Annotated in this window: 21 protein-coding genes and 2 pseudogenes; 11 read left to right on the top strand and 12 right to left on the bottom strand. The window is 61.8% G+C overall.

All coding sequences use genetic code 11. From position 1 onward, the window contains the following. The first annotated feature begins 304 nt into the window (after positions 1-304). From LMG28727_RS00920 to LMG28727_RS00905, 4 genes and pseudogenes are all read left to right on the top strand, one after another. Positions 305-820 (top strand): MarR family winged helix-turn-helix transcriptional regulator, encoded by a 516-nt coding sequence (locus tag LMG28727_RS00920; RefSeq protein WP_201640442.1) that lies wholly within the window; start codon positions 305-307, stop codon positions 818-820. 49 nt (positions 821-869) lie between these two features. Then, a complete protein-coding gene (locus LMG28727_RS00915; protein ID WP_201640441.1) occupies positions 870-2,378 on the top strand; it encodes an efflux transporter outer membrane subunit in 1,509 nt (502 codons plus the stop codon). Between the two features lie 75 nt (positions 2,379-2,453). Next, positions 2,454-3,692: an HlyD family secretion protein gene (locus LMG28727_RS00910; protein ID WP_201640440.1), complete on the top strand. Its 1,239-nt coding sequence runs from the start codon at positions 2,454-2,456 to the stop codon at positions 3,690-3,692. A gap of 24 nt (positions 3,693-3,716) precedes the next feature. Next, positions 3,717-5,291, top strand: a pseudogene (locus LMG28727_RS00905) (DHA2 family efflux MFS transporter permease subunit); the annotation flags it as partial. A 143-nt stretch (positions 5,292-5,434) separates the two neighbouring features. On the opposite strand, the gene truB reads toward LMG28727_RS00905, so the two are convergent. The 9 genes from truB to LMG28727_RS00860 all read right to left on the bottom strand — a co-directional run bounded on the left by truB (position 5,435) and on the right by LMG28727_RS00860 (position 18,518). After that, positions 5,435-6,370: a tRNA pseudouridine(55) synthase TruB gene (truB, locus tag LMG28727_RS00900; RefSeq protein ID WP_201640438.1), complete on the bottom strand. Its 936-nt coding sequence runs from the start codon at positions 6,368-6,370 to the stop codon at positions 5,435-5,437. Between the two features lie 105 nt (positions 6,371-6,475). Further along, positions 6,476-6,841 (bottom strand): 30S ribosome-binding factor RbfA, encoded by a 366-nt coding sequence (rbfA, locus tag LMG28727_RS00895; protein WP_201640437.1) that lies wholly within the window; start codon positions 6,839-6,841, stop codon positions 6,476-6,478. A 192-nt stretch (positions 6,842-7,033) separates the two neighbouring features. Further along, positions 7,034-9,997: a translation initiation factor IF-2 gene (gene infB, locus LMG28727_RS00890; protein ID WP_201640436.1), complete on the bottom strand. Its 2,964-nt coding sequence runs from the start codon at positions 9,995-9,997 to the stop codon at positions 7,034-7,036. Positions 9,998-10,091: 94 nt separating this feature from the next. Continuing rightward, positions 10,092-11,567, bottom strand: a complete 1,476-nt coding sequence (gene nusA / locus LMG28727_RS00885; RefSeq protein ID WP_201640435.1) for a transcription termination factor NusA — start codon at positions 11,565-11,567, stop codon at positions 10,092-10,094. Continuing rightward, complete coding sequence (gene rimP / locus LMG28727_RS00880) at positions 11,564-12,022, bottom strand: ribosome maturation factor RimP (protein WP_121318629.1); 459 nt, start codon at positions 12,020-12,022, stop codon at positions 11,564-11,566. Before rimP ends, nusA begins: the two co-directional genes overlap by 4 nt. Before the next feature lie 569 nt (positions 12,023-12,591). Further along, on the bottom strand, positions 12,592-14,484 hold the full coding sequence (locus LMG28727_RS00875) for a pseudouridine synthase (protein WP_201640434.1): 1,893 nt from the start codon (positions 14,482-14,484) through the stop codon (positions 12,592-12,594). 63 nt (positions 14,485-14,547) lie between these two features. Continuing rightward, positions 14,548-15,705: an SMC-Scp complex subunit ScpB gene (gene scpB / locus LMG28727_RS00870; RefSeq protein WP_201640433.1), complete on the bottom strand. Its 1,158-nt coding sequence runs from the start codon at positions 15,703-15,705 to the stop codon at positions 14,548-14,550. A 383-nt stretch (positions 15,706-16,088) separates the two neighbouring features. Further along, positions 16,089-17,300, bottom strand: coding sequence for a pyridoxal phosphate-dependent aminotransferase (locus LMG28727_RS00865; protein WP_201640432.1), 1,212 nt, complete (start codon positions 17,298-17,300; stop codon positions 16,089-16,091). A 315-nt stretch (positions 17,301-17,615) separates the two neighbouring features. Beyond that, the gene (locus LMG28727_RS00860; protein ID WP_201640431.1) at positions 17,616-18,518 is read right to left on the bottom strand and encodes a LysR family transcriptional regulator; all 903 of its coding nucleotides are present in this window, start codon (positions 18,516-18,518) and stop codon (positions 17,616-17,618) included. A gap of 407 nt (positions 18,519-18,925) precedes the next feature. On the opposite strand from LMG28727_RS00860, the pseudogene LMG28727_RS00855 reads away from it, so the two are divergent. Both LMG28727_RS00855 and LMG28727_RS00850 read left to right on the top strand, forming a co-directional pair. Beyond that, positions 18,926-19,321, top strand: a pseudogene (locus LMG28727_RS00855) (transposase); the annotation flags it as partial. Between the two features lie 305 nt (positions 19,322-19,626). After that, complete coding sequence (locus LMG28727_RS00850; RefSeq protein WP_201640430.1) at positions 19,627-19,881, top strand: hypothetical protein; 255 nt, start codon at positions 19,627-19,629, stop codon at positions 19,879-19,881. Positions 19,882-20,225: 344 nt separating this feature from the next. Here LMG28727_RS00850 and LMG28727_RS00845 read toward each other — a convergent pair whose 3' ends face one another. Then, a complete protein-coding gene (locus LMG28727_RS00845) occupies positions 20,226-20,549 on the bottom strand; it encodes a hypothetical protein (protein WP_201640429.1) in 324 nt (107 codons plus the stop codon). Positions 20,550-20,812: 263 nt separating this feature from the next. Between LMG28727_RS00845 and LMG28727_RS00840 the strand changes: the two genes are divergently transcribed. The 3 genes from LMG28727_RS00840 to LMG28727_RS00830 all read left to right on the top strand — a co-directional run bounded on the left by LMG28727_RS00840 (position 20,813) and on the right by LMG28727_RS00830 (position 22,603). Continuing rightward, a complete protein-coding gene (locus LMG28727_RS00840; protein WP_236591550.1) occupies positions 20,813-21,532 on the top strand; it encodes a YdcF family protein in 720 nt (239 codons plus the stop codon). A 255-nt stretch (positions 21,533-21,787) separates the two neighbouring features. Next, positions 21,788-22,012, top strand: coding sequence for a hypothetical protein (locus tag LMG28727_RS00835; RefSeq protein WP_201640427.1), 225 nt, complete (start codon positions 21,788-21,790; stop codon positions 22,010-22,012). Between the two features lie 333 nt (positions 22,013-22,345). Then, on the top strand, positions 22,346-22,603 hold the full coding sequence (locus LMG28727_RS00830) for a hypothetical protein (protein ID WP_007182306.1): 258 nt from the start codon (positions 22,346-22,348) through the stop codon (positions 22,601-22,603). A gap of 178 nt (positions 22,604-22,781) precedes the next feature. On the opposite strand, the gene LMG28727_RS00825 is transcribed toward LMG28727_RS00830, so the two are convergent. Next, the gene (locus tag LMG28727_RS00825) at positions 22,782-23,072 is read right to left on the bottom strand and encodes a putative quinol monooxygenase (RefSeq protein WP_201640426.1); all 291 of its coding nucleotides are present in this window, start codon (positions 23,070-23,072) and stop codon (positions 22,782-22,784) included. 581 nt (positions 23,073-23,653) lie between these two features. On the opposite strand from LMG28727_RS00825, the gene LMG28727_RS00820 reads away from it, so the two are divergent. Beyond that, complete coding sequence (locus LMG28727_RS00820) at positions 23,654-24,946, top strand: EAL domain-containing protein (RefSeq protein WP_201640803.1); 1,293 nt, start codon at positions 23,654-23,656, stop codon at positions 24,944-24,946. A 4-nt stretch (positions 24,947-24,950) separates the two neighbouring features. Here the strand turns inward: LMG28727_RS00820 and arfB are convergent, their stop codons facing one another. After that, the gene (gene arfB / locus LMG28727_RS00815; RefSeq protein ID WP_201640425.1) at positions 24,951-25,355 is read right to left on the bottom strand and encodes an alternative ribosome rescue aminoacyl-tRNA hydrolase ArfB; all 405 of its coding nucleotides are present in this window, start codon (positions 25,353-25,355) and stop codon (positions 24,951-24,953) included. A 184-nt stretch (positions 25,356-25,539) separates the two neighbouring features. Between arfB and LMG28727_RS00810 the strand changes: the two genes are divergently transcribed. Continuing rightward, a complete protein-coding gene (locus LMG28727_RS00810) occupies positions 25,540-26,181 on the top strand; it encodes a VC0807 family protein (RefSeq protein WP_201640424.1) in 642 nt (213 codons plus the stop codon). Positions 26,182-26,195 lie beyond the last annotated feature (14 nt).

The raw sequence follows: 26,195 nt of genomic DNA, 5'->3' as shown, positions 1-26,195 counted from the left end.
TCTAAAAACAACCACGAAACCACGACAAGCCCAAAGCGCACTTTTGGGAACCCAATATTGTAGCACGGGAGAATGAAGCTTTCTGGGTATTCCCTGATAGACCAGTCATCCTTGCCCGTCGTCGCATGCAGGAAAAATGATGGCGCGGACCTCAACCCGGCCATACAGCGCGCCTTCTACTCCCGGCCCTCATTAAATGCATCGGAAGAAAAAGATCCTTGCCTAAGCTGTAATAACGCTTGCCGCGTCAACCAACCGCTGACTATAATTCTGCCTAGTCAACCATTGCATTCGCACGAGAATCATGACGGAGCCGTCCCCCACCCCCACGCCAGATCTCAGCGAGTATCAGCTAGGCGAAAGCGTCGGCTATCTGCTTTCGCGAGTGAAATCGACCATGTCGAATCTGATCACCCAGCGCAGCATGGCCGAGTTGGGCATTACCAGTCAGCAAGGCAGCATCCTGTTCATGGTAGCAAGCGGCAAATGCCTGCTGGCCGCCGAACTGGCCCGCGAATACGGCATTGACGCCAGCGCCGTCACGCGGCTGATCGACCGGCTTGAGAAGCGTGGCCTGCTGACCCGGGTGCGCAGCAATGAAGACCGACGGGTTGTGCGCCTTGCGTTGACACCCGAAGGTCACGCAATCGCAGCCAGAATGCCAGGTATATTCAACGGCGTACTGGACAATCTGCTGAGCGGTTTTACCCCTGAAGAAGTGGGTTTTCTGAAGAGCATGCTCCGCCGCGTGCTCGTCAATTCCGGCGAACAAACGGGACTAACCCGTGATGCAGCAAGCAATTCTGACGGTAAATCGTAAGTATTTGCTTGCAGCGTCCATCATTACATTCCACTCAAAGAGTCGAGCGATGAAATCCCTTTCCCTGTCCGCGCCCGCGCTATCGAGCCGGGCCGCTGTCGCCGCTGCGGTGACGGCGCTCGCCCTTACGGGGTGCGCGAACTACTTCGGTATGAAAAGCGACAAGCAGATATCGTCGCCGACTCAGTATGAGTCCACCCAGAGTCTGCCCGACCAGGGCGGCCAGTGGCCGTCGCTCGACTGGGCCAACCAGTTCGGCGACCCGCAATTGCCCAAGCTGATTTCGGAAGCGCTGGATGGCAGCCCGTCGATCGCTCAGGCGCAAGCGCGTCTGGCAAAGGCTTCGTCGTATATCGAGAGCTCGCGCTCGGCGCTGTTCCCGAAAGTCAACGCCAGCTATTCATGGACCCGCGAACTCTATTCGGCCAACTCGCTCTACCCGCCTCCGTACGGCGGCACCTGGTATAGCGAGAACAACGTGCTGGCGAGCGCGTCGTGGGACCTCGACCTGTGGGGCAAGAACCGTCAGCGTCTGGGTCAGGCCGTATCGCAGGAAAAGGCCGCTGAGGCCGACATTCAGCAGGCGCGTGTGACGCTCGCCGCGTCGGTCGCGAGCACGTACAACCAACTCGCGCAGTTGTATGCGTTCCGCGACATCGCTGCGCGCGAAATCGCCAACCGTCAGGATATTGGCCGCATTACCAATGGTCGCGTGGCTGCCGGCCTCGACACCAACGTCGAGCGGCAAACGGCGACCGGCAATATCGCGACCAGCCAGTCGAACCTGACTGAACTGGACGGCCAGATCACCACGGTGCGCTACCAGTTGGGCGCACTGCTCGGTAAGGGTCCGGATCGGGGCCTGCAGATCGCCCAGCCGGCGCTCGGCAGTGGCGACCTCGTGGCGCTGCCGAACAACATTCCCGCTGACCTCGTGGCCCGTCGCGCAGATATCGTCGCCGCGCGCTGGCAGGTCGAAGCTGCGATGCACGACGTGAAGGAAGCAAAAGCCGAATTCTTCCCGGACGTGAACCTCGCAGCCGGCTTCGGTTTCGACGCGTTCGGCTGGGGCCGTTTCCTGACCTCGGCAAGCCGTCAGATCCAGTTCGGCCCGGCGATTCACCTGCCAATCTTCGACGCCGGCGCGTTGCGCTCGCAGTTGAAGGGTCGCTTTGCCGACTTCGATCTCGATGTGGCGAACTACAACCAGACGCTGATCGGCGCGCTGCAGGACGTTGCGACGCAAGTGTCGTCGATCCGTTCGATCGACCAGCAATCGGGCGACGCCCAGCGCGCGCTCGAAGCGTCGACGAAGGCCTATCAACTGGCTGTGATCCGCTACAAGGCCGGTTTATCGCCCCAGTTGCAGGTGCTGACCGCCGACCAGAACCGCCTCTCCGCCGAACAGACGGTAACGGGCCTGAAGATGAAGCGCCGCGACATGCAGATCGGCCTCATCAAGGCGCTCGGCGGCGGTTTCGACGCGACGCAGACCGGCCTCGTGGTGCCGACCGATGCCCCGGCATCGGCCACCGCCGCCACCGCCGCAGCGAACTGAGCGCGCGCAACGCACCGAACACACGCACGAACATCCGAATAAACGACGACGCTTGAGAGAACCCGGAGCACATCAATGAGCACCCCCCAGCAGCCCGCCGCCCCGCAACAACCGGCGAACAACGGCAAACGCAAGCGCATGATGACGCTGCTCGTCATCGTGATCCTGATTGCCGCGATCGCGTACGGCCTTTACTACTTCCTCGTCGCGCGCTTCACCGAAAGCACCGACGACGCGTACGTGAACGGCAACGTCGTTCAGATCACGCCGCAAGTGACCGGCACCGTGGTCAGCGTGAATGCGGACGACACGCAAACCGTGAAGGCCGGCGACCCCGTCGTCGTGCTCGATCCGGCTGACGCACGCGTCACGCTCGAGCAGACCGAAGCGAATCTGGCGCAGACGGTGCGTCAGGTGCGCGGCATTTTCGTCGACGACAACCAGTACGCGGCACAAGTCGCGATGCGCCAGTCCGATCTGTCGCGCGCTCAGGACGATTTGAAGCGTCGCCTGACGGTCGCACAAACCGGCGCTGTGTCGCAGGAAGAAATCTCGCACGCCCGCGACGCCGTGAAGAGCGCGCAAGCTTCCGTCGATGCGGCCCAGCAACAACTGGCGTCGAACCGCGCATTGACCGCGAACACGACGATCGCGAACCATCCGAACGTGCAGGCCGCCGCCGCGAAGGTCCGCGACGCGTACCTGAACAACGCGCGTAACAATCTGCCGGCGCCGGTCACCGGCTACGTCGCGAAACGCTCGGTGCAGGTCGGCCAGCGCGTGTCGCCGGGTACCCCGCTGATGGCGATCGTGCCGCTGAACGGCGTGTGGGTCGACGCGAACTTCAAGGAAGTGCAACTGCGCCATATGCGGATCGGCCAGCCGGTTGAAATGACGGCTGATGTGTACGGTTCGTCGGTGGTGTATCACGGCAAGGTGATCGGCTTCTCGGCCGGTACGGGTTCGGCGTTCTCGCTGCTGCCCGCGCAAAACGCGACCGGCAACTGGATCAAGGTGGTGCAGCGCCTGCCGGTACGTATCTCGCTCGATCCGGCGGATATCGAGAAGCACCCGCTGCGCATCGGCCTGTCGATGCAAGTCGACGTGAATATTCGGGACGACAACGGCGGCCATCTTGGCCAGGCACCGAACACGGTCTACGAGACCGACGTGTTCGCCAAGTTCGGCAACGAAGCCGATGCCGAAGTTGCCCGCATCATCGCGGAAAACGCTGGTCCGAATGGCGGTGCAAAGAAGTCGGCCCAAACCGGCGCCGACGCGACTGTCGCGGCTGCGAAGCCGGCCAAGAGCTGATCCCCGCCGCTTGACGATTCAAACAAGGCTTTTTTAATGGCTCAGGCTCAGGCGCAAGTCCCTCATCCGCCGCTCGAGGGCGCGCAACTGGTGATCGGCACCATCGCGGTGTCGCTCGCCGTTTTCATGAACGTGCTCGACACGTCGATTGCCAACGTATCGATCCCGTCGATTTCCGGTGATCTCGGCGTGTCGTCCGACCAGGGCACGTGGGTCATCACGTCGTTCGCGGTCGCCAACGCGATCTCCGTGCCGCTGACGGGCTGGCTCACCGACCGTATTGGCCAGGTGCGTCTGTTCATGGCGTCGATCGTGCTGTTCGTGATCTCGTCGTGGCTGTGCGGCCTCGCGCCCACCCTGCCGTTCCTGCTGGCGTCGCGCGTGCTGCAAGGCGCGGTCGCCGGTCCGATGATCCCGCTGTCGCAAACGCTGCTGCTCGCCAGCTATCCACGCGCGAAAGCGCCGATGGCGTTATCGATGTGGGCAATGACCACGTTGATTGCGCCAGTGGCCGGGCCGATTCTCGGCGGCTGGATTTCGGACAACATCTCGTGGCCGTGGATCTTCTACGTCAACATTCCGGTCGGCATGATTGCGGCCGCGGCGACGTGGACGATCTTCCGTAACCGCGATTCGGTGATCAGGAAGGCACCGATCGACGGCGTCGGTCTCGGGCTGCTGATCGTCTGGGTCGGCTCGCTGCAGGTCATGCTGGATAAGGGCAAGGACCTCGACTGGTTCTCGTCGACGACCGTCGTCGTGCTGGCGCTCGTGGCGGTCATTGCGTTGGCGTTCTTCATCGTGTGGGAATTGACGGCCGAGCATCCGGTGGTCGATCTGTCGCTGTTCGGCCGGCGTAACTTCACGGGCGGCACCATCGCGCTGTCCATCGGTTATGGGCTTTACTTCGGCAATCTCGTCCTGCTGCCGCTGTGGCTGCAAACCGATATCGGCTACACCGCGACCGAAGCCGGCTTGGTGATGGCGCCAGTCGGCCTGTTTGCGGTGCTGTTGTCGCCGATCACGGGCAAGATTTTGCCGCGCACCGACCCGCGCTATATCGCGACGCTGTCGTTCCTCGTGTTCGCGTTGTGTTTCTGGATGCGCTCGCGTTATACGACCGGTGTCGACACCAATTCGCTGCTGATTCCCACGTTGATTCAGGGTATCGGCATGGCCGGGTTCTTTATCCCGCTAGTGTCGATCACGCTGTCGGGGTTGCCGGGCAACCGGATTCCGGCGGCGTCGGGCTTGTCGAATTTTGTGCGGATCATGTGCGGCGGTATTGGCACATCGATTTTCCAGACCGCATGGGATCACCGCACGATCGTGCACCACGCGCGACTGGCCGCACAGGCCAATGTGTACAACCCGGTGTTCGATCAGTCGATCCGGCAAATGGGTGCGGCGGGTTTTAGTCAGTCGCAGGCGTACGGGCTGTTTAACACCATGGCCACGCAACAGGCCGCGCAGTTGGGTGTGAACGATCTGTTCTACATGTCGGCGGGAATTTTCGTGGCGCTGATTGCGTTGATCTGGATCACCAAGCCCGAGCGCGCCGGTGGTGATGCAGGTGCCGCGGCGGCTGCAGCGCATTGAAGTTCGCGTTGCCGGGTTGATCTGGCAACAGTATGAAAAAAGGCGGGACCGCTTTCGAGCGGCCCCGCCTTTTTTCTTTGTCGCCACGCGCCATGGCTGGCGCAGGTTACCTGTGAGATAGCCCAGCGCGCGTGATGGCGGCCTTAGCTCGCTGTGGTCACCACCAGCCGTTCAGGCGCCAGCACGCCCTCGCCTTGCTTCGCAACGCCCAACAGCCTGCCTTGCGCGGCATACACCCGCACTCGGGGCGCATTGACAGCATCGCCGGAAATGGTCAATTCCGAAAGCTTTAGCCGCTGGCCATGCAAAAACCGCCGCGTTTCGTCTTCGTTCAACTCGATACTCGGAAAGGTCGACAGCAACGCATCCACCGGTTGCAGCCAGGTGTCGCGTTCGGCTTCGGTGGCGTCAGACAATGCGTCGAGCGTCACCGAATTTTCAAGCGTCAGCGCCCCGACGCCGGTACGTCGCAACGCGACCAGATGCGCGCCACACCCCAGTGCCTCGCCGATATCCTCAGCCAGCGTGCGCACGTAAGTACCCTTGCTGCACGTCACGCGAAACGTCACGTCCGGCAGAGCGCACGCGAGCAATTCAAGCTTGAGGATTGTCACCTGACGCCCTTCCCGCTCAACTGTCTGACCCGCGCGCGCGTACTCGTACAGCGGCTTGCCGTCGCATTTGAGCGCCGAATACATCGGCGGAATCTGGATGATCTCGCCGACGAATTCCGGCAAAGCCGCCTGCACCGCCGCCTCGTCGCATGTCACTTCGCGCGTGTCGATCGCTTCGCCTTCGGCGTCGCCGGTGGTCGTGCGGATACCGAGGCGCATGGTGGCCTCGTAGGTCTTGTCGGCTTCAAGCAGGTCTTGCGAAAACTTGGTGGCTTCGCCAAAACACAGCGGCAGCAGGCCAGTCGCGAGCGGATCGAGCGTGCCGGTGTGGCCCGCCTTTTTTGCCAGATAGAGACGCTTCGCGCGGATTAGCGCGTCGTTGCTCGACAGGCCGAGCGGCTTGTCGAGCAAGAGCACGCCGTCGAGCGCGCGGCGCGGCACGCGGGGGCGTTGAGGTGCGGTCATGTCAGAAAAGCAGAGACTTCGATGGATTCGGAAAACAGCACTAAACAGCGGCGCGTTGCCGGTTGCGCCTGGCAACCACGACCACGACCGCGGCTAACACCGCACTCAGTCTTCTTTCGCGCGAGAAGCGTTCGCTTCATCGATCAGACGTGACATCTCAACCGCCCGTTCAATCGTCTTGTCGTAGTGAAAATGCAGCGTCGGCACGGTATGAATGTGCAAGCGCTTGAACAGCTGATTGTGCAGATGGCCGGCCGCGTGAATCAGCGCTTCGAGAGTCTGCTGCGGGTCGCCGGTCAACGTCGTGAAGAAGACCTTCGCGTGCGCGTAGTCCGGCGTCAGTTCGACGCTCTGAATCGTGACGATGCCGATGCGCGGGTCTTTGACCTCGCGCAGCAACTCGGACAGATCGCGCTGGATCTGATCGGCGATCTGCACGTTGCGATTAGGGGAAGTACGTTTCTTAGGCATGGTGTTGTGTGATCCGATCTGGCGGATGCAAAAAAGTTGTTCGCGCGGCCGTGGCTGTATGGCTGGCCAAGGCGGGCAACAGGCAAATGGCCCGATGAGCAGAAAGCCGGCCTGCGCGAAACGGCGGCCCCAAAAACAACGGGCGGAGCGGGCGTTAAAGCCCGCTCCGCCCGTTGAGCCGTGCCGCGTGAATTACAACGTACGCGCGACTTCGGTGATCTCGAAGACTTCGAACTGATCGCCTTCGACGATATCGTTGAAGTTCTTGATCGACATACCGCACTCGAAGCCCTGACGGACTTCCTTGACGTCGTCCTTGAAGCGCTTGAGCGAATCGAGCTCGCCCGTGAAGATGACGACGTTGTTGCGCAACACGCGCACCGACGACGAGCGCTTGACGAAACCGTCCGTGACCATACAGCCGGCCACTGCACCGATCTTCGGTACCTTGAAGACCTGACGCACTTCGACGGTACCCGTCACGACTTCGCGCTTCTCCGGTGCCAGCATGCCCGACATCGCGGCCTTCACGTCATCCACTGCGTCATAGATGATGTTGTAGTAGCGAATATCGACGCCGTTAGATTCCGCCAGCTTGCGAGCCTGCGCATCCGCACGGGTGTTGAAGCCGATGATGACCGCCTTCGATGCCGTTGCCAGATTGACGTCGGACTCGCTGATGCCACCCACCGCGCCGTGCACGATCTGCACGCGCACTTCGTCGGTCGAGAGCTTGAGCAGCGACTGCACCAGCGCTTCCTGCGAACCCTGCACGTCGGCTTTGACGATGAGCGGCATGTATGCCACTTCGCCTTCGCCCATCTGTTCCAGCATGTTCTCGAGCTTTGCGGCCTGTTGCTTGGCCAGCTTGACGTCGCGGAACTTGCCTTGACGGAACAGCGCGACTTCACGTGCCTTGCGGTCGTCCGGCATGACGATGACTTCTTCGCCTGCTTGCGGGACTTCCGACAGACCCTGAATTTCAACCGGGATCGACGGGCCAGCGGACTTGGTCGGCTTGCCGGTTTCGTCGAGCATGGCTCGCACACGACCGTAAGCGCTACCTGCCAGCACCACATCGCCACGATTCAACGTACCCGACTGGACCAGGATCGTTGCAACCGGACCCTTACCCTTATCGAGCTTCGCTTCGATAACCAGACCCTTGGCCGGTGCGTCGACCGGTGCCTTCAGTTCCAGCACTTCGGCTTGCAGCAACACGTTTTCGAGCAGATCGTCGATACCTGCGCCGGTCTTTGCCGACACCGGTACGAACGGCGATTCGCCACCGTATTCTTCCGGCACAACGCCTTCCGCGACGAGTTCCTGCTTGACGCGTTCCAGATTCGCATCCGGCTTGTCGATCTTGTTGATCGCGACGACGAGCGGCACGCCGCCAGCCTTCGCGTGGGCAATCGCTTCCTTCGTCTGCGGCATCACACCGTCGTCGGCTGCGACCACCAGAATCACGATGTCAGTTGCCTTCGCACCACGGGCACGCATTGCCGTAAAGGCTTCGTGACCCGGCGTGTCGAGGAACGTAATCACGCCACGCGGCGTTTCGACGTGGTAAGCGCCAATGTGCTGCGTAATGCCACCGGCTTCACCCGCTGCAACCTTCGCGCGGCGGATGTAGTCGAGCAGCGAGGTCTTGCCGTGGTCGACGTGACCCATGACCGTGACGACCGGCGGACGCGGCAGAGCTTCCGCATCCGACACTTCGCCTTCGACCAGCATTGCTTCCGGATCGTCCAGCTTGGCCGCAACCGCGTGGTGGCCCAGTTCCTCGACGATGATCATCGCCGTTTCCTGGTCCAGCATCTGATTGATCGTGACCATCTGGCCGAGCTTCATCATCGACTTGATGACTTCCGACGCCTTCACGGACATCTTGTGCGCCAGGTCGGCAACCGTAATGGTTTCCGGCACGTGCACTTCACGGACGATCGGTTCGGTCGGCGCCTGGAACGTCGTGTTCTGATCCTGGTGCTTGCCGCGACCCTTCGGGCCGCCGCGCCAGCCGCGATCCACACCGCCGCTCGTGTCGCCACGCGTCTTGATGCCACGGCGCTTCGCTGCGTCGTCCTGCCAGCCGCCCTTGCCGCCGCCAGGCTTCTTCTTGTCGCCAGCGGACGGCGTGGTCGTGGCTGCCGGAGCCGCAGCAGCCGGCTTCTTCGCAGCCGGACGCGCCGCTGCTTCACCTGCCGGACGTGCCGGCTTGTGCAGCGTACCCTTGGCTTCTGCGGCCTTGGCCGGCTCAGCGGGCTTCGGTGCCGGTTCCGGCGCCTTGACCTGCGCCTTGCGCGGCGTGTTCATCATTTCGCGGATAGCCGCTGCTTCAGCTTCAGCCGCTGCACGACGCTTGGCGATCTGTTCCTGCTCGGCGCGTGCCTTGTCGGCAGCCTGACGCGCTGCGTCTTCTGCCTTCTTGGCGGCTTCGCGTTGTGCAGCACGTTCGGCCGCTGCGCGCTCGTCGTCCTGCTCGCTTTCCTTTGCGACCACCGGCTCCGCTGCCTTGACAGCAACCGGTTCAGCCTTCGCTGCCACCGGCTGGGCAACTTGCGCCGCCTGCTGGGCTTTCTCGCGAACTGCTGCCTCGGCAGCCGCAGCCGCCGCGCGCTTCTTCGCCGCTTCTTCTTCAGCGCGACGACGCTCGGCTTCAGCCGCCTCTTCCCGCGCCTGACGTTCGGCTTCTTCGCGTTCGAGTTGTTCCTGACGCGCCTTCAGCTCCTGAGCCTGCTTTTCGAGCAGCTCAGCTTCGTGACGAGCTTCCTCTTCACGACGCTGAAGTTCGAGGTCGTCGACCTCGGCTTCGGCCACATGATTCGATGCTTCCCCGCCTTCGGCCGAGGCTTCGTCTCGGCGGACGAAAGTACGCTTCTTACGCACCTCGACCTGAATGGTGCGAGCTTTGCCCGTCGCGTCGGATTGTTTGATCTCCGACGTATGCCGTTTCGTCAGCGTGATCTTGCGCTTGTCCGCATCAGTCGAGCCGTGAGACTTGCGCAAGTGGTCGAGCAGACGCGCCTTGTCCGTCTCGGACAAGCTGTCGTCTTCACTCGCTTTTGTGACGCCCGCCGCCTGCAGCTGCTCGAGCAGCACGCCTGCAGGCATTTTCAGTTCCGCGGCAAATTGGGCTACGTTGTTACTCGCCATTCATTCCTCTTAATGCAAGGACCGATTCCTTGCGGTTAGCATCGGGTCATGCGGCCTGACGGCCGCGTTCAATTTAGTGCGCCATGGTCATTTCTCACTGGAACCAGTGTTCACGTGCTTTCATGATCAACGCCTTAGCGGCATCCTCTTCCATTCCGGTCATCTCGACCAGTTCATCTACGGCCAGTTCGGCGAGTTCGTCGCGCGTCTGCACCTGATGTTCAGCCAGCTTTGCGAGCAGGTCGGCATCCATGCCGTCCAGGCTCTTCAGGTCGAGCGCTACATTTTCGACCTTTTCTTCGTTCGCGATAGCTTGCGTCAGCAACGCGTCGCGCGAGCGGTTACGCAGTTCGTGAACGGTGTCTTCGTCGAATGCTTCGATTTCGAGCATTTCGTTGAGCGGCACATAAGCGATCTCTTCGAGGCTCGTAAAGCCTTCGTCGATCAGGATGTCGGCAACTTCTTCGTCGACATCGAGACGCGCCATGAACAGGTCACGCAGTACGCCGCGTTCCTGATTCTGCTTTTGCGCAGATTCGTCCGGCGTCATGATGTTGATCTGCCAGCCGGTGAGTTCGCTGGCAAGACGCACGTTCTGGCCGCTGCGGCCGATCGCGACCGCCAGTTCGTTTTCGTCTACGACGACGTCCATCGAATGCTTTTCTTCATCGACGACGATCGACTGGACGGCTGCCGGCGCGAGCGCGCCGATCACGAACTGTGCGGGATCTTCCGACCATAGCACGATGTCGACGTTTTCGCCACCGAGCTCGTTGCGCACAGCCTGCACGCGCGAACCACGAATACCCACGCAAGTGCCGATCGGATCGATGCGTTTGTCGTAAGCGACCACGCCGATCTTGGCGCGCACGCCCGGATCACGAGCGGCTGCTTTGATTTCCAGCAGGCCCTGCTCGATTTCCGGCACTTCCATCTCGAACAGCTTCATCAGGAATTCGGGCGCCGTACGCGACAGCTCGATCTGCGGACCGCGAGCGGTGCGATCGACCTTGGCGATATAGGCGCGCACGCGGTCGCCCACGCGCAGGTTTTCCTTCGGAATCAGCTGATCGCGGCGCAGCAGCGCTTCGACACGGCCGGTTTCGACGATGAAATTGCCCTTGTCGAGGCGCTTCACCGAGCCGGTCATGATGTGCTCGCCGCGCTCGAGGAAGTCATTCAGGATCTGCTCGCGTTCTGCGTCGCGGACCTTCTGCAGGATGACCTGCTTTGCAGCCTGCGCACCAATACGGCCGAACTCGATCGACGGCACCGGTTCTTCGATGAACTCGTCGAGTTGAATCTCGGGTTGCTGCTCACGTGCTTCGAACAGCAGAATTTCCTGATCCGGTTCCTGCAAACCGGCTTCGTCCGGCACCACTTTCCAGCGGCGAAACGTTTCGTGCTCGCCGCTTTCACGGTCGATGTGGACGCGGATGTCCGCGTCTTCTTCGAAGAGTTTCTTGGAGGCCGAAGCGAGAGCCGCTTCGAGCGCGGCATATACCACGTCTTTGTCGACGTTCTTCTCGCGTGCCAGCGCATCCACCAGCATCAACACTTCGCGACTCATTGTTTGCGGCTCCTAAAGTCAACTTTCGGAACGAGGCGTGCTTTGTCCATGTCCGCGAGCGTGAAATCGAGCATCGCGGCGCCTTCCTTCCCTTCAAATTCCAGACCGATCGTTTCGCCTTGCGGAGCATGCAGGATGCCCCGGTACGATTTCCGTCCGTCCAATGGCTTTTTCAATGTGATTACCACTTCGCTGCCTGCGAAGCGTTCGAAATCCGCCAGCTTCTTCAGCGGGCGATCGAGTCCCGGCGACGACACTTCAAGCCGCTCGTAATCGATATTTTCGACCGTCAGAACGTGCTGGAGCTGACGCGTGACTTTCTCGCAGTCTTCGATCGCGATGCCGGCCGGCTGGTCGATATAAATGCACATCATGCCGCGCCCGGTGCGCTCGAGATCGACGAGCTCGTAGCCGAGTCCCACGACCGTGGTTTCAATCAGTTCCGTCAGTTGCACATTGCCCTCTTAGATGTTCGCGCAGCGAGCCTGCCGCTTGTTTTGCAAACAACCAATGCGGGCCGCGCGCCAAGCCGGCGCACGTTCGTGCGTACCCGAGATGCCGAACCACGATTAACTGAGCGGCAAAAAAAAATGGGCTAAACGCCCATCATCTTATTACCGGTGGTCGCACCTGAGCCGCACATGAAAAGCCGCACGCCCAGCGACTTCGCGATTGTAGCCATTTTTCAGGACAAACGCAAACCGCAGAACGCCGCGTAAAGCGCATTTCCGCTTGATTTCATGGGAATCTTTCGATGATATGGCGCTTCCCGGAGCCTTTTGCAAGGCGGCTCGGGCGGCATTGCTGCCGGGGTCCTGCCAGCGGGAGAAATCAGGGCTGGGCCTGCTTCCCGCCGCGCCACGGTTTTATGTACTACCTGAATCGTGGCACTCATCGATCGAATCTGACGGTCGTTCGCAGCAATCGTAGATTCGATTAGCGACCGACCGTCACGCAATTACAGCGCGTTGCCTGACTGCCCTGGCTTAGCCAGCGGTTGAAGGGTCAGGCTTCGCTGCGAGGCTTAACGGCCACGCGAGCGGCCGCGCGGTGCGCCGCCGCTGCGATTACCGCCAGCCGGGTTGGCATTGCCGCCCGCACCACGGTTCGCGTTGCCGCCACGATTAGCGCCCGGACCGCGGCTACCACCGCCGTTACCAGGATTGGGACCGCCCGCCGCGCGCTTGCTGCCGCCCGCACGGTTGCCGTTGCCGGACGGCGCGCGATTGCCGTCGACCTCGCGGCCGCCACGCGGACCCGCCGCGCCGCCGCCCATCGAGCCGCCGAAACCACCGGCACCGCCAGCGCTGCGGCCCGCACCGCGATTGCCGTAGCCACCACCACCGCCGCCGAACCCACCGCCAGCGCCACCGCTGGCGCCGCCGCCAAAACCGCCGCCCGCCGCACCGCGACGACCTTGACCCTGGCCTTGACCACGCGGCTGCTGCTCAAAACGGCTGTGCGACATCAACACCGGCTCACGGCCAATAAAGCCCATCGATGTCTGCATCGGATCCGGCTGCTTACGTTCCGGCGCCGAATTGCGGCTGCCACGCTCTTCGGCCGGCGCCTTCAGGCCCACCGACGCCATCAGCGCACGCACCTGATTGTCTTCGAGTTCTTCGTAACGACCCCGCTTCAGGCCCTTCGGCAGCGAGATCGGGCCGTGACGCGTGCGGATCAGTCGGCTGACCATCAGGCCGGCCGCTTCGAACATACGGCGCACTTCACGATTACGCCCTTCAGCCAACGCGACGTGATACCAGTGATTGGTGCCTTCGCCGCCGCCGTCGCGAATCCGCAGGAAGTTCGCCGGACCGTCTTCCAGCTCAACGCCGTGCAGCAACTTTTGACGCATGCCTTCAGCCAGTTCGCCGACTACGCGCACCGCATATTCACGCTCGACGCTATAACGCGGATGCATGAAACGGTTCGCCAGATCACCCGATGTGGTCAGCATCAGCAGACCTTCAGTGTTGAAGTCGAGGCGGCCAACCGCGAGCCACTTGGCGGTTTTCATCGGCGGCAGCTTGTCGAACACCGACGCACGGCCTTCCGGATCGGCATGGCTGACGATTTCGCCCGTCGGTTTGTGATACAGCAGCACCCGCGGCGGCTTGTTGGCCAGCTTGCGCTTGACCGGCTTGCCGTTGATGCGGACCTGATCGGTCGGCATGATGCGCTGGCCGATATGAGCCGGCTCGCCGTTCACCGAAACGCGCCCGGCAACGATCAGTTCTTCCATGTCGCGTCGCGAACCCATGCCCGCTTCGGCGAGCACCTTGTGCAGTTTCGGTGCATCGTCGTCGGCTGCCAGCACGCGCTTTGGCGCAGCGGGCTTGCCGCGACGCAGCATCGGCGCGCGCACGCCGCCCGTTGCGCTGTTATCAGCGTCAAATGCCGGCGACGTGACGTAAGAGAAGAGGTCGTCCTGACCGGCTTCCGCTGGTGCTGCCGGTGTCTCGGCGCCACGGCGGTTGCTCTGACGCGGACCACCTTCACGCGGCTGACGCTCGCGCTGGCCTTCACGGGGCGCTCCCTCGCGCTGACCACCCTCGCGCTTCGCACTGCCCGCATTGCGGCGCGGGCCTTGGCCCTTGGCGCCCGCATCTTTGCGCGGCATGCGCACCTGCGCGACCACTTCGCCGTCCGGCGGCGCTTCGGTGACGACCGGCGCGCCTTGCGCGGGTGCGCCTTCAGCGCCCTTCGTCTTCGCTCCGGCGCGGCGTCGCGCGATCAGGCTGCGCGGCCCGCGACGCAAGCCGCGGCGCGGACGGTCTTCGCCATCCGCTTCCGCGGTCTGTGCGGGGCGCTCGCCCTCGCCGGCCGACGCTTGCTTGGTGCGAGCTTCGTCGGCCCGTGCCGACGGAACGGCGCGCTCGGATTCGGACGAATCGGTGTCGTGGGTATGTGTCAAAACAACCTCAAAATGTCAGGTCGCGCACGCCCGTTGCGGGCGTGGCAAAAAAGTTCGGTTACGTCAGGCGCTGCGCGACTCGGGTTCGTCGTCGGTCAGAAAACCTGCGTCCTGTGCAGCATCGCGACGATCTTCAGGATCGCCGTGCGCCGCCGTGGTCGGATTCGGCTCGGCGGCGTGCTCCGTATCGCGGAGTACGCCCGAGTCGTGCGCGGGTATTGCCGGATCGGCCTGGGAGACCGGATCGTGATTCGGTGCGGGCTCGGCGATGCCGGCCTGCGGTGTTGCTGGTGCTGTTTCAGCGTGTTCCTGCGGGGCCGGCGCATCTGCTGCCTCGGGATGCGGCTCGATTCCCGATATTGCGCGTTCGGCAACGCTATCGGCTGGCCCGACTTCGCCGATGCCGCTCGCGAGTTCGCCCTCGGTTGCGGCGGCGCTCGTGCCCTGCGCTTCCGCATTCGCATCTGTCGTCGTGATGCCGGCGGCTTCAGCCTGTATTTCCAACCGGCTCTCGTCTGCAGACCCCGCGATCACGGAGACATGGGTTTCGGCTTGCGTTCCAGCCTCGGCTTCGACCGCCCCTTCCACAGATGTTCCGGCCGTTAACTCGCCGGCGTCGGCATCGTCGCTGGACACCAGACTCTGCGCGATCTCGGCATCGGCAAATTCGATCGCATGCTGACCGAGCAGATCCGCGTTCAACTGGGCCGACGGATCAGCCAGCGGCGGCAACTCATCCAGCGCTCTCAGACCCAGGTCGTCGAGGAACTGCCGCGTGGTCGCGTACAGCGCCGGACGGCCCGGCACATCGCGATGGCCGATCACTTCGATCCAGTTGCGGTCCTCGAGTTGCTTGACGACCTGTGTATTCACCGTGACGCCACGAATTTCTTCGATATCGCCTCGCGTGACCGGCTGCCGGTACGCAATGATCGCGAGCGTTTCGAGCACCGCGCGCGAATACTTCGGCGGCTTTTCAGGATGCAAACGATCCAGATACGAACGCATCGCGGGCTTGCTTTGAAACCGCCAGCCCGACGCCAGCCCGACCAACTCCACACCGCGCCCAGACCAGTCCTGCTTGAGGTCTTCGAGCAAAGTCCGAACGGTGTCTGCCGACACGCCGTCGGCAAAGAGCTTGCGTAACTCGCCGAGCTTTAACGGCTCCTGCGCGCAGATCAAGGCAGTCTCGAGGACGATCTTCGCCTCTTGGGTATTCATGCAGCTAGGTCAGACCCTGTGGTCAAAGAACCGGATCAAACAGACGATGTGGAACTGAAGACGCGCTCGCCCGATTCTGATCGGTCATATTGATGGGAGCACGCACCGGGGGGAGGCGAGACAGACTATCGAGCCAAACCCAGCCGGACGGAGCAGCGATATTCCTGGAAGGAATCGCGTGACTGAGCGCCATATTACGCAAAAACAATCAGTGCGTAAAGACGAAATCCCCCGCGCATTTTCCTGCTGGGCGCTGGCCCACGTGCTTTAGCCGAAAAGCAGGTGTGGACGGCAGACAATCCGCTTTGTTCCATCGGACTTTTCCACCGTCCTTTTCAGCCAGCACGTTGGCCTACTCTCATTCAGCGTGGCTGCAGTCGCCGCTAGCGCGCCAAAAACCGCTTCAGACGCTCGACGCCTGCGTCCAGTCGCGCTGTATCGCACGCATAGCACCAGCGTACGAAACCTTCGCCCTGCGGACCAAATGCGCTGCCTGGTGCCACGCCGAGTCCGACTTCGCGCACCATGGCCTTGCACAACTCCAGACTGCTCCCGGCGCCCGGCATCGAGAAAAACAGATACATCGCGCCAAGGGGCGCCTTTACGTCAACGCCCGGCACCGCGGAAAGCGCACGCACCAGATGGTCGCGCGACGTTTTCAGGTCGCGCACCAGTTCCTGCGTGCAACGCTCGCCTTGCTGGACTGCCGCAACTCCCGCCTGCTGCACGAATGACGGCGCACACGACGTGTTGTACTCGACCAGCTTGCCCAGATCGTCCATCAACCCTGCTGGGGCGACGATCCAGCCAAGCCGCCAGCCGGTCATCAACCAGGCCTTCGAGAACGAATTGACGCAAATCACACGTTCGTCTCGCCCAGCCAGATCGAGAAACGACGGCGCAGTGCGAACCGGCTTGCCACCCACGCCCGGTTCAGCATCCGCATAGTAGAGACGCTCGTAGACCTCGTCCGCGACAATCCAGATGCCGTGGCGACGGCAATGCTCCAGCACGGTGCGCTGGTCGTCACGGCTCATCACCCAGCCGGTCGGATTGTTCGGCGAGTTGAGCATCAGCATTCTGGTGTCGGGCGTCAAGGCTGCCAGCAATTGCCCGATATCGAGCTGCCAACCATGATCGCCGTAATTCAGTGCAACCGTTTCGACATGTGCACCGAGAATTTTCGGAATTTCGACGAGATTCGGCCACAGGGGGGTCACCGCAACGACCCGATCGCCCGCGCCCACCACCAGTTGCGAAGCGAGCATCAGCGCGTTGACCCCTGCGCTGGTCACCGCGATGTGGTCTGCAGACGTCGCGCCGTGCAGTTCGCTCACGTAGTCCGCCAGCGCCGCGCGCAGCGGCGCGATGCCCAGGTTATGCGTATAGAAGGTTGCGCCGTCGGCCAGTGCGGCGCTCGCAGCGTCCCGGATAAAGGCCGGTGTGACCCGGTCGGACTCGCCGAACCAGAACGGCAGCACGTCGCTGACGCCAAAACCCGCGTTGGCAACTTCACGGATTTGCGAAGGACGCAGCGCGCGTACAGCGTCACGCGCATTGGGGATGGAGGGCACAGACAGGTCCGACACGCTCATCGAGGCTTCCAGACAGATTAGTGGAAAAAATTGACGCTCAGGAAGGGGGCAGTTTAGCGCGGCGTCGGTTTTTAGCGCGGCGAAGTCACCTGCCGCTGGGTCGAAATCACGCCGTCTATATGCTGCTCCGGGCGGCATTGCGCCAGAAAAATAGCTATAAGCGCCCCATCACTGTCGCCCAAGGCCATTGTTCGTGTGGCCGGAAATTCAGGCCATACACGCCCGCGCCATCCCCGGTCATGGCATGAACAACCCTGCTCCGTCGGCACCGAAAGACGGCGGCTTATAGCTCGCCAACCCCGCCTCGGCTTTCGCCTAGCCCAAATCTTCGGCCCGCGCCGGCAACTGCCTGATCAATCCCCACACCGCCTCCGCCGCTGGCGACAGCGACCGGTCACGCCGTCGCACGAGTTCAACCGTCCGCTCCGCCCTCGGCACGAGTGGCCGGGCTATTAGCGCGGCACCTGCCGGTAGAGGCAACGCCAGCCAGGGCAGCACACTCACACCGACGCCCGCCTCGACCAGCCCAAAAACGGTCGCAGAATGCCCCAGCTCCTGCACCACCGTGGCGCTCACCCCATGCGCGTGCATGACGGCGTCGATGATCGGCCGGCTGCCCGATGCGTAATCGAGCATCACCAGCTGCTGGCCCTCCAGGTCCGCCCACGCTACCTGCTGCTGCGCCGCCAGCGGGTGATCGTCGCGGAACACCACGCAGAATGAATCGGTCATTAGCGCTTCGCTCAGCAGATCGTCGGCGGAAAAGGGACCGATGATCACGCCGAAATCGACCTCGCCCGACTTGACCTTGCGCACCACGTCGCTCTGAACGTCGTCACGCAGGCCCAAGGTGATATACGGAAACTGCTGCATGCACGACGCCACCACACGTGGCATCAGCCGATACGCCACTGTGGGGCTGGCGGCCACCACCACGCGTCCCCGGCGTTGTTCGCCGATTTCGCGGATCTCGCGCAACGCGTCATCCAGATCCGTCAGGAGTCGGGACACGCTCGAGACCAGATTGCCGCCGACGTCGGTGAGTTGCACCTCGCGCGTGGTGCGGTCGATCAGCTTGAGACCAATTTCGCTCTCCAGTTCACGCACGCAGCGGCTCACCGCCGATTGCGTCAGACCGATCTCATCGCCCGCCCGGCTGAAACTTTGCAGACGAGCCACCTCGATGAAAACCCTTAGCTGACGCAGCGTGACATTCATTTACCGACCTCATCAATAGCTTAATTTGATGCGCATTGTAGGGTCAAAAAAGCTTGCGAGAGCTATCTTTATGGTTTCGCTGCAATGCAGCAATAAGGCGCAAGCGCACGCTGGTCGGGCTTGATTGCACAAGATTGGTGATTGTCCCGATTTGCTGAATGGGTTTTTTGGATTCTCATACGCCCCTAGCTAGCGCCCGCGCTGGCCCGCTGCTACGGGGCTTTCGGGCAGTCGGAATGAACTTGGCACACTTCATGCATTTACATGCACACAGGGTCGGCGCCATGACTTCTGACTGTTCGGAGATCGTGGCAAGCCCGACCCCTTTGGCACTCGCCTATCGAGTGCATGGAGAGTGCGCGGCGCGGGGCAGCGCACCGGAGTTAGCTTCGCTGAGGTGAAACATGATGCTGTTCGACGATTTGAGAGACAACGAGTGGGCGCTGGTCGAGGCTTTGTTCTGTGCCGAACCGGCGCGGAGTGAACGGCGTGGCCGGCCCCGCGTGGAAGCGCGCGCGGTTGTCAATGCTGTGCTTTGGGTGCTGTCGACGGGCGAAGGCTGGTCCAAACTGCCGGGCCGTTATCCGTCGCCGCCGACTTGCCGCCGTCGCTTCGACGAGTGGCAAGCCGATGGTACGCTCGCCGAAATAGTTAAGCGACTCGGTACGAGCGGCCGCGAAATTTCGCTGCGCGGCCGGATTGGCGCGACGGCGGCAAAACCGCCGGCACCGCCGAGCCGCGACCGCCTGCGTGGCGCATTCTGGACCAATCCGGAATCGTGGCGCGCTCCGGTCAAGATGGCCTGACGCGAAGTATTCTGCCGCTGGGCGCCACTGGCGCCCAGCGTACTTTCCGTAGGTTGGGCGGTTGCGAGTTCACCACTCGTCACCCACCATGGGCACCGCCGCCAGGCGCGCCCAACACAGTCGTCCCCTCCCGGTTTCGCCCCATTAGCCAGGTTTTGCGCTGCTTCAGAGCACTGAAGCAGCGCGTTCTACTGCGGATGAAACATCCATTTACTATTACTTACAGCGTGCTTTCGCCGTTCGGCATACCTTTATACGTATGCAAACAGGCCTTGAGTCGATCGGCTTGACGGGAGCGCAGCATGAAACCAATGTCACTGCTTCTGTGCGGCATTGTGATTTCATCAATGGCCGCACCGGCGCTTGCACAGGAGCGTCAACAGGCATGGAACTGGCGGCCGGACCGCACGGCCAGTCTTGAATCGTGGCAGCAAAGCCAGACGCAAAGCCGCGATTTCACACCACCTGCACCGCGTGGAGATTTGCGCGGCGATATCGCCAGTAATGTGCGGGCACGTCCTGACGCGCCGCGGGAAGATTCAATGCGGCGACGGTAGGCATCAATCCCGCTATTGATTTGCCGACGTTCCAACAGATTTTTAATCGGTACAACGTCATTGAACGAGGGTTCGGCGAGCAAGTCGAATAATCAGGGAACCACCGCGTGTGGTACCAGTCTCATTTAATGCCATTAGCACAGCGTGGCAGTAGTAATTCCGGTATGCCCGTATCCTCGTGATACGGGCTTTTTTTTGCGCAAAAGAACCGCTGGCGCGTTTAGCGCCGGCATGCTAGCGCCGGCATGCCGTTCTATAGGCTTGATCGCCGGAGAAAAGAATCTTCGCCAGCCGCCGATGCGGCTGGGAAATAGCCCAGGTCTGCCTGAAGACTCCAGGCAGCCCTAAGGTCGAGCCTCAAGCGCCGCAGCGGGCCTCGTTTCTGCCTGAGCCAGAACGTAGTCGTTCATTCGCTGCGCGGTCCAACTGAGCAAACGTTCGTCGTGCGCGAGCCGTGCAAACTCGGCCCGGCCCCGATCTGTGAGCACAGCGATGTCGACCGGTGCATGGAAGCCCGGCGCCGGTGCGACAGTGCGCTGCCGAACGGTGTCCATCAGACCTAATGCGCGAAGATATTGAAAAACGCCCGGCCTTCTGGCCCATGGAACCTGGCGATATTGCGCCCGCCGCAGCGCTTCAAGTACCGCTTCGTTGGAATACGTGGTCATCTCACTTCTTTCTTAAAGTGCAGCTATGACACATCTATGCCCAACACGTCACCGCGCCACCAGTGACGCGCGTAGCACCCGCCTTGGCTGGAAGCTGGCTGCCTCTCGCAGCCGAATTCCACCAGGTGTTGCCTGGTCTCGGTTTCGGAACCCCCGTTTGAACGGCATGTTAGCGTTCTACCTACGTGCCGACGATGCAACCGCTGCGGCGCGATAGCAAGCCCGTAGATTCGTCCCGAAAGACATACGTTACCCCATTTAAATTGATTCTATTCACTTTATTAGCGCTTTTTTTTGCAGCAATCGTGCGATGGAAACGCGCTCGTCGCCCCCTCCTCCTTGGTACCGTGATCCTGTTCTGGCTGCTTGCGGCCGGCTGGTTGACGGCACCTTTGCTCGATCTGGCACAACCGCATCGGCAAAACGTGATGCCGACAACGTTTGCGCCGCGTACCGCGATCATTCTGTTGGGTGGCGGCACGATTTACGACGCCAACCACGTGCTCGTGCCGCCTCGCGACGTGCTCGTCCGCATTTCAGCTAGCGCGGAGAATTACGTCGAGTGCAAACGGACCGAGGCCACTTGCCAGGTGATCGTGAGTGGCGGCAATCCGCAACGGCACCCAGCGACCGAAGCGGAAACCTATCTGCCCTATCTACTGCGTCAGAAAGTTGCTCGCGCGGACATCGTGCTCGAAGACAGCAGTCTCACGACGTATGAAAATGCGCGCAATGTGTCGACCATTCTCAGCCAGTCCCATTACGACACGTTGATCCTGGTCACGTCCGCGTATCACATGCCCCGCGCGCTGCTCGACTTCCACCGCTTCGGCCTCGCGCCACAGCCGTTGATCTCCAGCGCTCGCCGCGCCGAACTGGGCGTACTGCCGCGCTTTGAAAATCTGAAAAGTGCGGAGATTGCATTGCATGAACTGATTGGAATTGCGCAATTCCACGTCTATCGCGCGCTTGGGTGGTTTTGAGAATGGAATGACGCCGGAGAACGTTATTTAGCCATGCGAATGCTCTAAGAAAAACGCACCGCCGTGACATGCATGTGAATCGGGCGCAATTCGATTAATCAATTTGGGCAATGCCGCATTGGCATTGCGAGATGTAACAGATTGTGATTGCAGTTACAAATCCATCTGCGGGAGCGGATATTGCTGACTAGAATGCATTGTCTTTCCGACAGGACAGGCAATACTCGGGTCCACAACCACTCTGCGGAGGTAGCGATGAAGAAAGTGTCCCTGGCGATCCTGGTTTCTCTCAGTGCTGTAGCGGGTGCGGCATATGCGCAAGACAACGGCATTACGATGAGTAACGACCCGGCGAAAGCCGCAGACATCGAACAACGCGCGCAAGATTTGCAAAACCGCCAGCAATCAATGAGTACGGCACCCATGTCGGACAAGCACCACAAGCCGATGCATCATCACAAGAAGCCTGATGCGCAGTAAGTGTGCCGTGGAGCACCCTCTATAGAGGGCCGCGACCAGCTTCACTTCGTGGCCATGTCCCGAAGGTGAAAAGCCGAAGCCGGCATCGCCCGCTTCGGCTTTTTTGCTGTTTGATGGATCCTCGCGCTGAACTCAGGCCGGCGCCTAAGCGTCGACGGCAGCGATCGGCAAGGTTCAGGCGATCTGTCGCGCAGTCCAGCTGCCCTCGCTACGCACGTCCGACCAGCTCGAGCGAGGCCTGAGGCGCCCGGCTTTCGGTATGCTAAAGTCGCGCACCGACCGGCACCCAGCCGGAATCCCCTAACCCGTGCGCACCCTGGTGCGGAGGACAGCATGAGCAACATCCAGCTAGATATCGAATGGACGGAAGCAGCATCCCGCAAAATTGAAAAACTGATGCCGCGTGGCGGCCAGGAAGCGTTTCTTGCGCTGCCGCCCGTCGAATGCCTGCCGATGGAAGGCGACGTGCTGTTTCTCGGCCCGGATGGCAAGCAGCAACCGTTTATCGTCGCGGAACGGCAGTATCACCACGACGGCGATGCGGACTGGACCATCATCCTGATCCTCGACGTACCGCAAGCGACTCACTAGAACGCTCGCAGTAGCATCTGCAAAAAACGACGGCGAGCGAGCCGCGCAGACCGATCCGGTCTCGTGGCTCGCTCGCCGTCGTTGCCTTATGGGCTCGCGTACTTCTATGTGATACCGGAGCGCGCTATCTCACTGACGAGACCAACGCGACCGACACGGCTTAAGCGACTTAAGCCACTCAAGCGATCTTCGACACAACGCGAATTTCCGAGTGTTCGATCCAGTCCGCCGAAGCCTTCCGGTAAGCCTCCAGATGCGCGGATTTTGCATGCGCGGCCAGCGCTTCCTTACTTTCCCAACGCTCGACAAACACGAAACGGCGCGGCTCCTGCAGATCGCGGTGCAGATCGTACTGAAGCGCGCCCTGCTCGTTGCGCGTCGGCCCAACGATGCCTTCGAGCGCCTCACGCAGTTGCTCTTCATAGCCCGGCTTCGCCACCGAAATTGCGACCACTGCGATTTCCGACATGCCTGTCTCCTTTACCTGAAAATTCGTAAAAAGCAGCAGCATACCTGCCGGTCGCCAAACGTGCTGCCGGACCTCGCAAACCGCCCGCCCAGGTTGTCGGACCCGCATCCAATCTGATCCCCAAGAACGCTCGAATCACGTCAGGAAAATCTGAGTGACGCGTAAGCACCGTGGTTGCCTGGAGTTTGGCGGGTGGCCGCTTACCACCCTGTTACGCTCATTTCAGGCAGGCAACCGATCGAAATCAGCGCCCGGGTTCTGTTTGAAACAGGCGCGTCGAACGCCAGTGCGCCGTGCCGTCAAAGTCTGTTCAGGCCGGGCTTAGCGACTCGCTGGCATGGCAGACTTCCCCGTCGCCAGTCTGTGATAACCCGCACATTCACGCGAATTGCAAACTGCTAGACTGGTTTGACCAATCCGCCGGAGTCCAGCATGGCTGGCATCGTTCTCCGCGTTCCCAGGCTTTATCGATTGCGCCCTGCGGACGTGTGGACCGTGCTTGCATTGCGCACTGCGCCGGGTTGCGCGAGCCGCCGACCGTCGGCCGCGATGCTCCCTTGTATGATCTCACTTCCGCTCCTATGCCAACCGTCAGCGAATTGACCCTGAGCGGCCTGCTCCCGCATCTGGTACGGGACGAGTCCGGCTGGACCGCGACGTGGCGCGCGTTGACGCTGCATAGTGTGTTCCAGCCGGTGATTTCGGTCACGCACCAATGCGTGGTCGGTTATGAAGGGCTGCTGCGCGCCTTCGATCCAGTCGGCTTGCCGGTCTCGCCCGAAGTCCTCTTTTCCGGCACGCGCTCGGCTGCTGATGCGCGCGAACTCGACCGCATCGCACGCTGCCTGCATGTGGCGAACTTCATGGAACAAGGCATCAGCACGGGATGGCTTTTCCTGAATACGCGCCCGCAGGTGTTCGAAACCGGCTGGCCTCAGCGTGCGTTTATCGACGAGTTGTCGGCGCATTTCGGGCTGCCGCAGGAACGCATCGTGATCGAAGTGCTGGAGCAACCCGCCGACGATGAATCGGCCGTCGCCAGCATGCTCGCCGCGTCGCAACCGCGTGATTTTCTGATCGCGATCGACGACTTCGGCACCGGTTTTTCGAACTTCGACCGCGTGTGGCGTTTCCGCCCCGACATCGTCAAACTCGACCGCTCGCTGGTGGCGCGTGCGGGCAAGCGCGAGGGTGACGATTCGATGATCGACCATCTGATCGCGATGCTCCATCAGTCCGGCACGCTGGTACTCGCCGAAGGCGTCGAAACCGACGAGGAACTGATGATCCTGATGAAGGCCGACGTCGATTTCGTGCAGGGTTTCTGGCTCGGTCAGCCGAAAGCGTCGATACAGGCAGCGTGTGCCCGCGTGCCCCCACTGGTCGAATCGATCTGGAGCAAGTTCGCCGATTACGAACGCGAACACGCCGGCCATCAGCGGCTCGGCTTCGAGGGCTTTGCGGAAGCGGTGCTGGCCGCGGCGGACACCTACAAGGCCACCGGCGATCTGCGGCAGGCCGCGCAAAAAGTGTGGCATTTGCGCGAAGCGCGCCGGGTCTTCATCACCGACGGACAAGGCGAGCAAACCCAGCCTTCCGTCACGGCCGCCTCGGTGCCACCGCCGCCGCTGCGGCTCGCGCCGCTCTACACCGAAACGCGCAGCAACTGGTCACGGCGTGCGTATTTCAAGCACGCGCTCGCCGCACCGGGACGCGTCGCCATGATGGGCCCGCATTATTCACTGGCCGACGGCCAGGACTGCTACACCGCTGCGCTTGCATTCGACCGCAACGGCACGCATGTGCTGTGCGTCGATTTCGTGCCAACCGCTTCGGACACGGAAGCGCGTCCCCGCGGACGCGGCAAGCGCTAGCCGCCTAGTCGACCACCCGGCCGCGGCCGGATTTGATCTCACTGTGTTTCGCTTTGCTATCGAGGCGCCGCCGGTTCGACGCGCGCGTTGGCCGGGTCGCGACGCGCGGCTTGCGCGTCACGCTGACGCTTTCGATCAGTTCGTCGAGCCGTGCAAGCGCCGCCGCGCGGTTCATCTCCTGCGTGCGATGCTCCTGTGCCTTGATGACCACCACGCCTTCGCGCGTGAGCCGATGATCGGACAGCGCGAGCAGACGCATTTTCAACACTTCCGGCAGCGACGATGCGTGCACGTCGAAACGAAGATGGATGGCGCTCGACACCTTGTTGACGTTCTGACCGCCCGCTCCTTGCGCGCGCACTGCGATCAGTTCGATTTCGTTGGGAGGGATCGGGTAACGGGATGTCATGATGCTATTTGGGCTGTGAACCGCGAGTGTAACCGGCGACGCGCGTTGAAGAACGGTCGCTACGGGTTATGCGTTTCCGTTTTTTTAAAGACGTACCGAACGATGCGACCGGGATGAAAAACCGTTTGCACCGGCTCAATCCGTTCATCGATACTGCGTTCTCTCGCTTACTGCATAAAGTCATATGAAACTGCGCCCGGGTTTGGTGGTGGAAATGGCCGTCAACTTTCTGTTGCCCTGGCTCGCTTACCGGTTCACGCTGCCGCATCTCGGCGAGACCGGCGCGTTGATCGCGTCCGCTGTGCCGCCGATCGTCTGGAGTCTGATCGAACTGGCTCGCTTTCGACGCATCGACGCGCTCAGCGTGATGGTGGTCGCGGGCATCGTGCTCTCGGTCGCGGCAATGGCATTGGGCGGCAGTCCGCGCGTGCTGCTGTTGCGCGAGTCGCTGGTGTCCGGTGCGGTCGGCGTGGTGTTTCTGCTGTCGCTGCCGATGCGCCGTCCGCTGATTTTTTATCTTGCACGCGCAACGGTCGCCCGTGAGATGGAAGGCGGCGCCGCACATTTTGAAGCGCTGTGGCGCGAGCGGCCTGCCCTCGCTACGTCGATGCGGCTGATGACGCTGGTGTGGGGCATCGGCTTGACTGCCGAAACCGCGCTGCGCTCGTGGATGGCGCTCACGTGGCCGATCGAGCGGTTCCTGGTGGTCTCGCCGTTCATCGGCTACGGCATTTACGGCGGTCTTGCGCTCTGGACGCTGTGGTATCGGAAGACGCTAAGCAATCGCGCAGCTGCGCAGGTGCGCCCGGGCGGGATGGCGGGGTGAGTGGTTGACGGTGC

This window comes from Paraburkholderia metrosideri (assembly GCF_904848625.1).
GTDB classification, from domain to species: domain Bacteria; phylum Pseudomonadota; class Gammaproteobacteria; order Burkholderiales; family Burkholderiaceae; genus Paraburkholderia; species Paraburkholderia metrosideri.
The sequence above is the reverse complement of the archived record's forward strand: the minus strand, read 5'-3'. Positions and strand labels throughout refer to the sequence as shown.

Excerpts from the sequence above, each read along its gene's own strand:
- LMG28727_RS00920 (WP_201640442.1), top strand. The coding sequence starts at position 305 with ATGACGGAGCCGTCCCCCACCCCCACGCCAGATCTCAGCGAGTATCAG.
- LMG28727_RS00915 (WP_201640441.1), top strand. The coding sequence starts at position 870 with ATGAAATCCCTTTCCCTGTCCGCGCCCGCGCTATCGAGCCGGGCCGCT.
- LMG28727_RS00910 (WP_201640440.1), top strand. The coding sequence starts at position 2,454 with ATGAGCACCCCCCAGCAGCCCGCCGCCCCGCAACAACCGGCGAACAAC.
- truB (WP_201640438.1), bottom strand. The coding sequence starts at position 6,370 with ATGACCGCACCTCAACGCCCCCGCGTGCCGCGCCGCGCGCTCGACGGC.
- rbfA (WP_201640437.1), bottom strand. The coding sequence starts at position 6,841 with ATGCCTAAGAAACGTACTTCCCCTAATCGCAACGTGCAGATCGCCGAT.
- infB (WP_201640436.1), bottom strand. The coding sequence starts at position 9,997 with ATGGCGAGTAACAACGTAGCCCAATTTGCCGCGGAACTGAAAATGCCT.
- nusA (WP_201640435.1), bottom strand. The coding sequence starts at position 11,567 with ATGAGTCGCGAAGTGTTGATGCTGGTGGATGCGCTGGCACGCGAGAAG.
- scpB (WP_201640433.1), bottom strand. The coding sequence starts at position 15,705 with ATGAATACCCAAGAGGCGAAGATCGTCCTCGAGACTGCCTTGATCTGC.
- LMG28727_RS00865 (WP_201640432.1), bottom strand. The coding sequence starts at position 17,300 with ATGAGCGTGTCGGACCTGTCTGTGCCCTCCATCCCCAATGCGCGTGAC.
- LMG28727_RS00860 (WP_201640431.1), bottom strand. The coding sequence starts at position 18,518 with ATGAATGTCACGCTGCGTCAGCTAAGGGTTTTCATCGAGGTGGCTCGT.
- LMG28727_RS00850 (WP_201640430.1), top strand. The coding sequence starts at position 19,627 with ATGAAACCAATGTCACTGCTTCTGTGCGGCATTGTGATTTCATCAATG.
- LMG28727_RS00845 (WP_201640429.1), bottom strand. The coding sequence starts at position 20,549 with ATGACCACGTATTCCAACGAAGCGGTACTTGAAGCGCTGCGGCGGGCG.
- LMG28727_RS00835 (WP_201640427.1), top strand. The coding sequence starts at position 21,788 with ATGAAGAAAGTGTCCCTGGCGATCCTGGTTTCTCTCAGTGCTGTAGCG.
- LMG28727_RS00830 (WP_007182306.1), top strand. The coding sequence starts at position 22,346 with ATGAGCAACATCCAGCTAGATATCGAATGGACGGAAGCAGCATCCCGC.
- LMG28727_RS00825 (WP_201640426.1), bottom strand. The coding sequence starts at position 23,072 with ATGTCGGAAATCGCAGTGGTCGCAATTTCGGTGGCGAAGCCGGGCTAT.
- LMG28727_RS00820 (WP_201640803.1), top strand. The coding sequence starts at position 23,654 with ATGCCAACCGTCAGCGAATTGACCCTGAGCGGCCTGCTCCCGCATCTG.
- arfB (WP_201640425.1), bottom strand. The coding sequence starts at position 25,355 with ATGACATCCCGTTACCCGATCCCTCCCAACGAAATCGAACTGATCGCA.
- LMG28727_RS00810 (WP_201640424.1), top strand. The coding sequence starts at position 25,540 with ATGAAACTGCGCCCGGGTTTGGTGGTGGAAATGGCCGTCAACTTTCTG.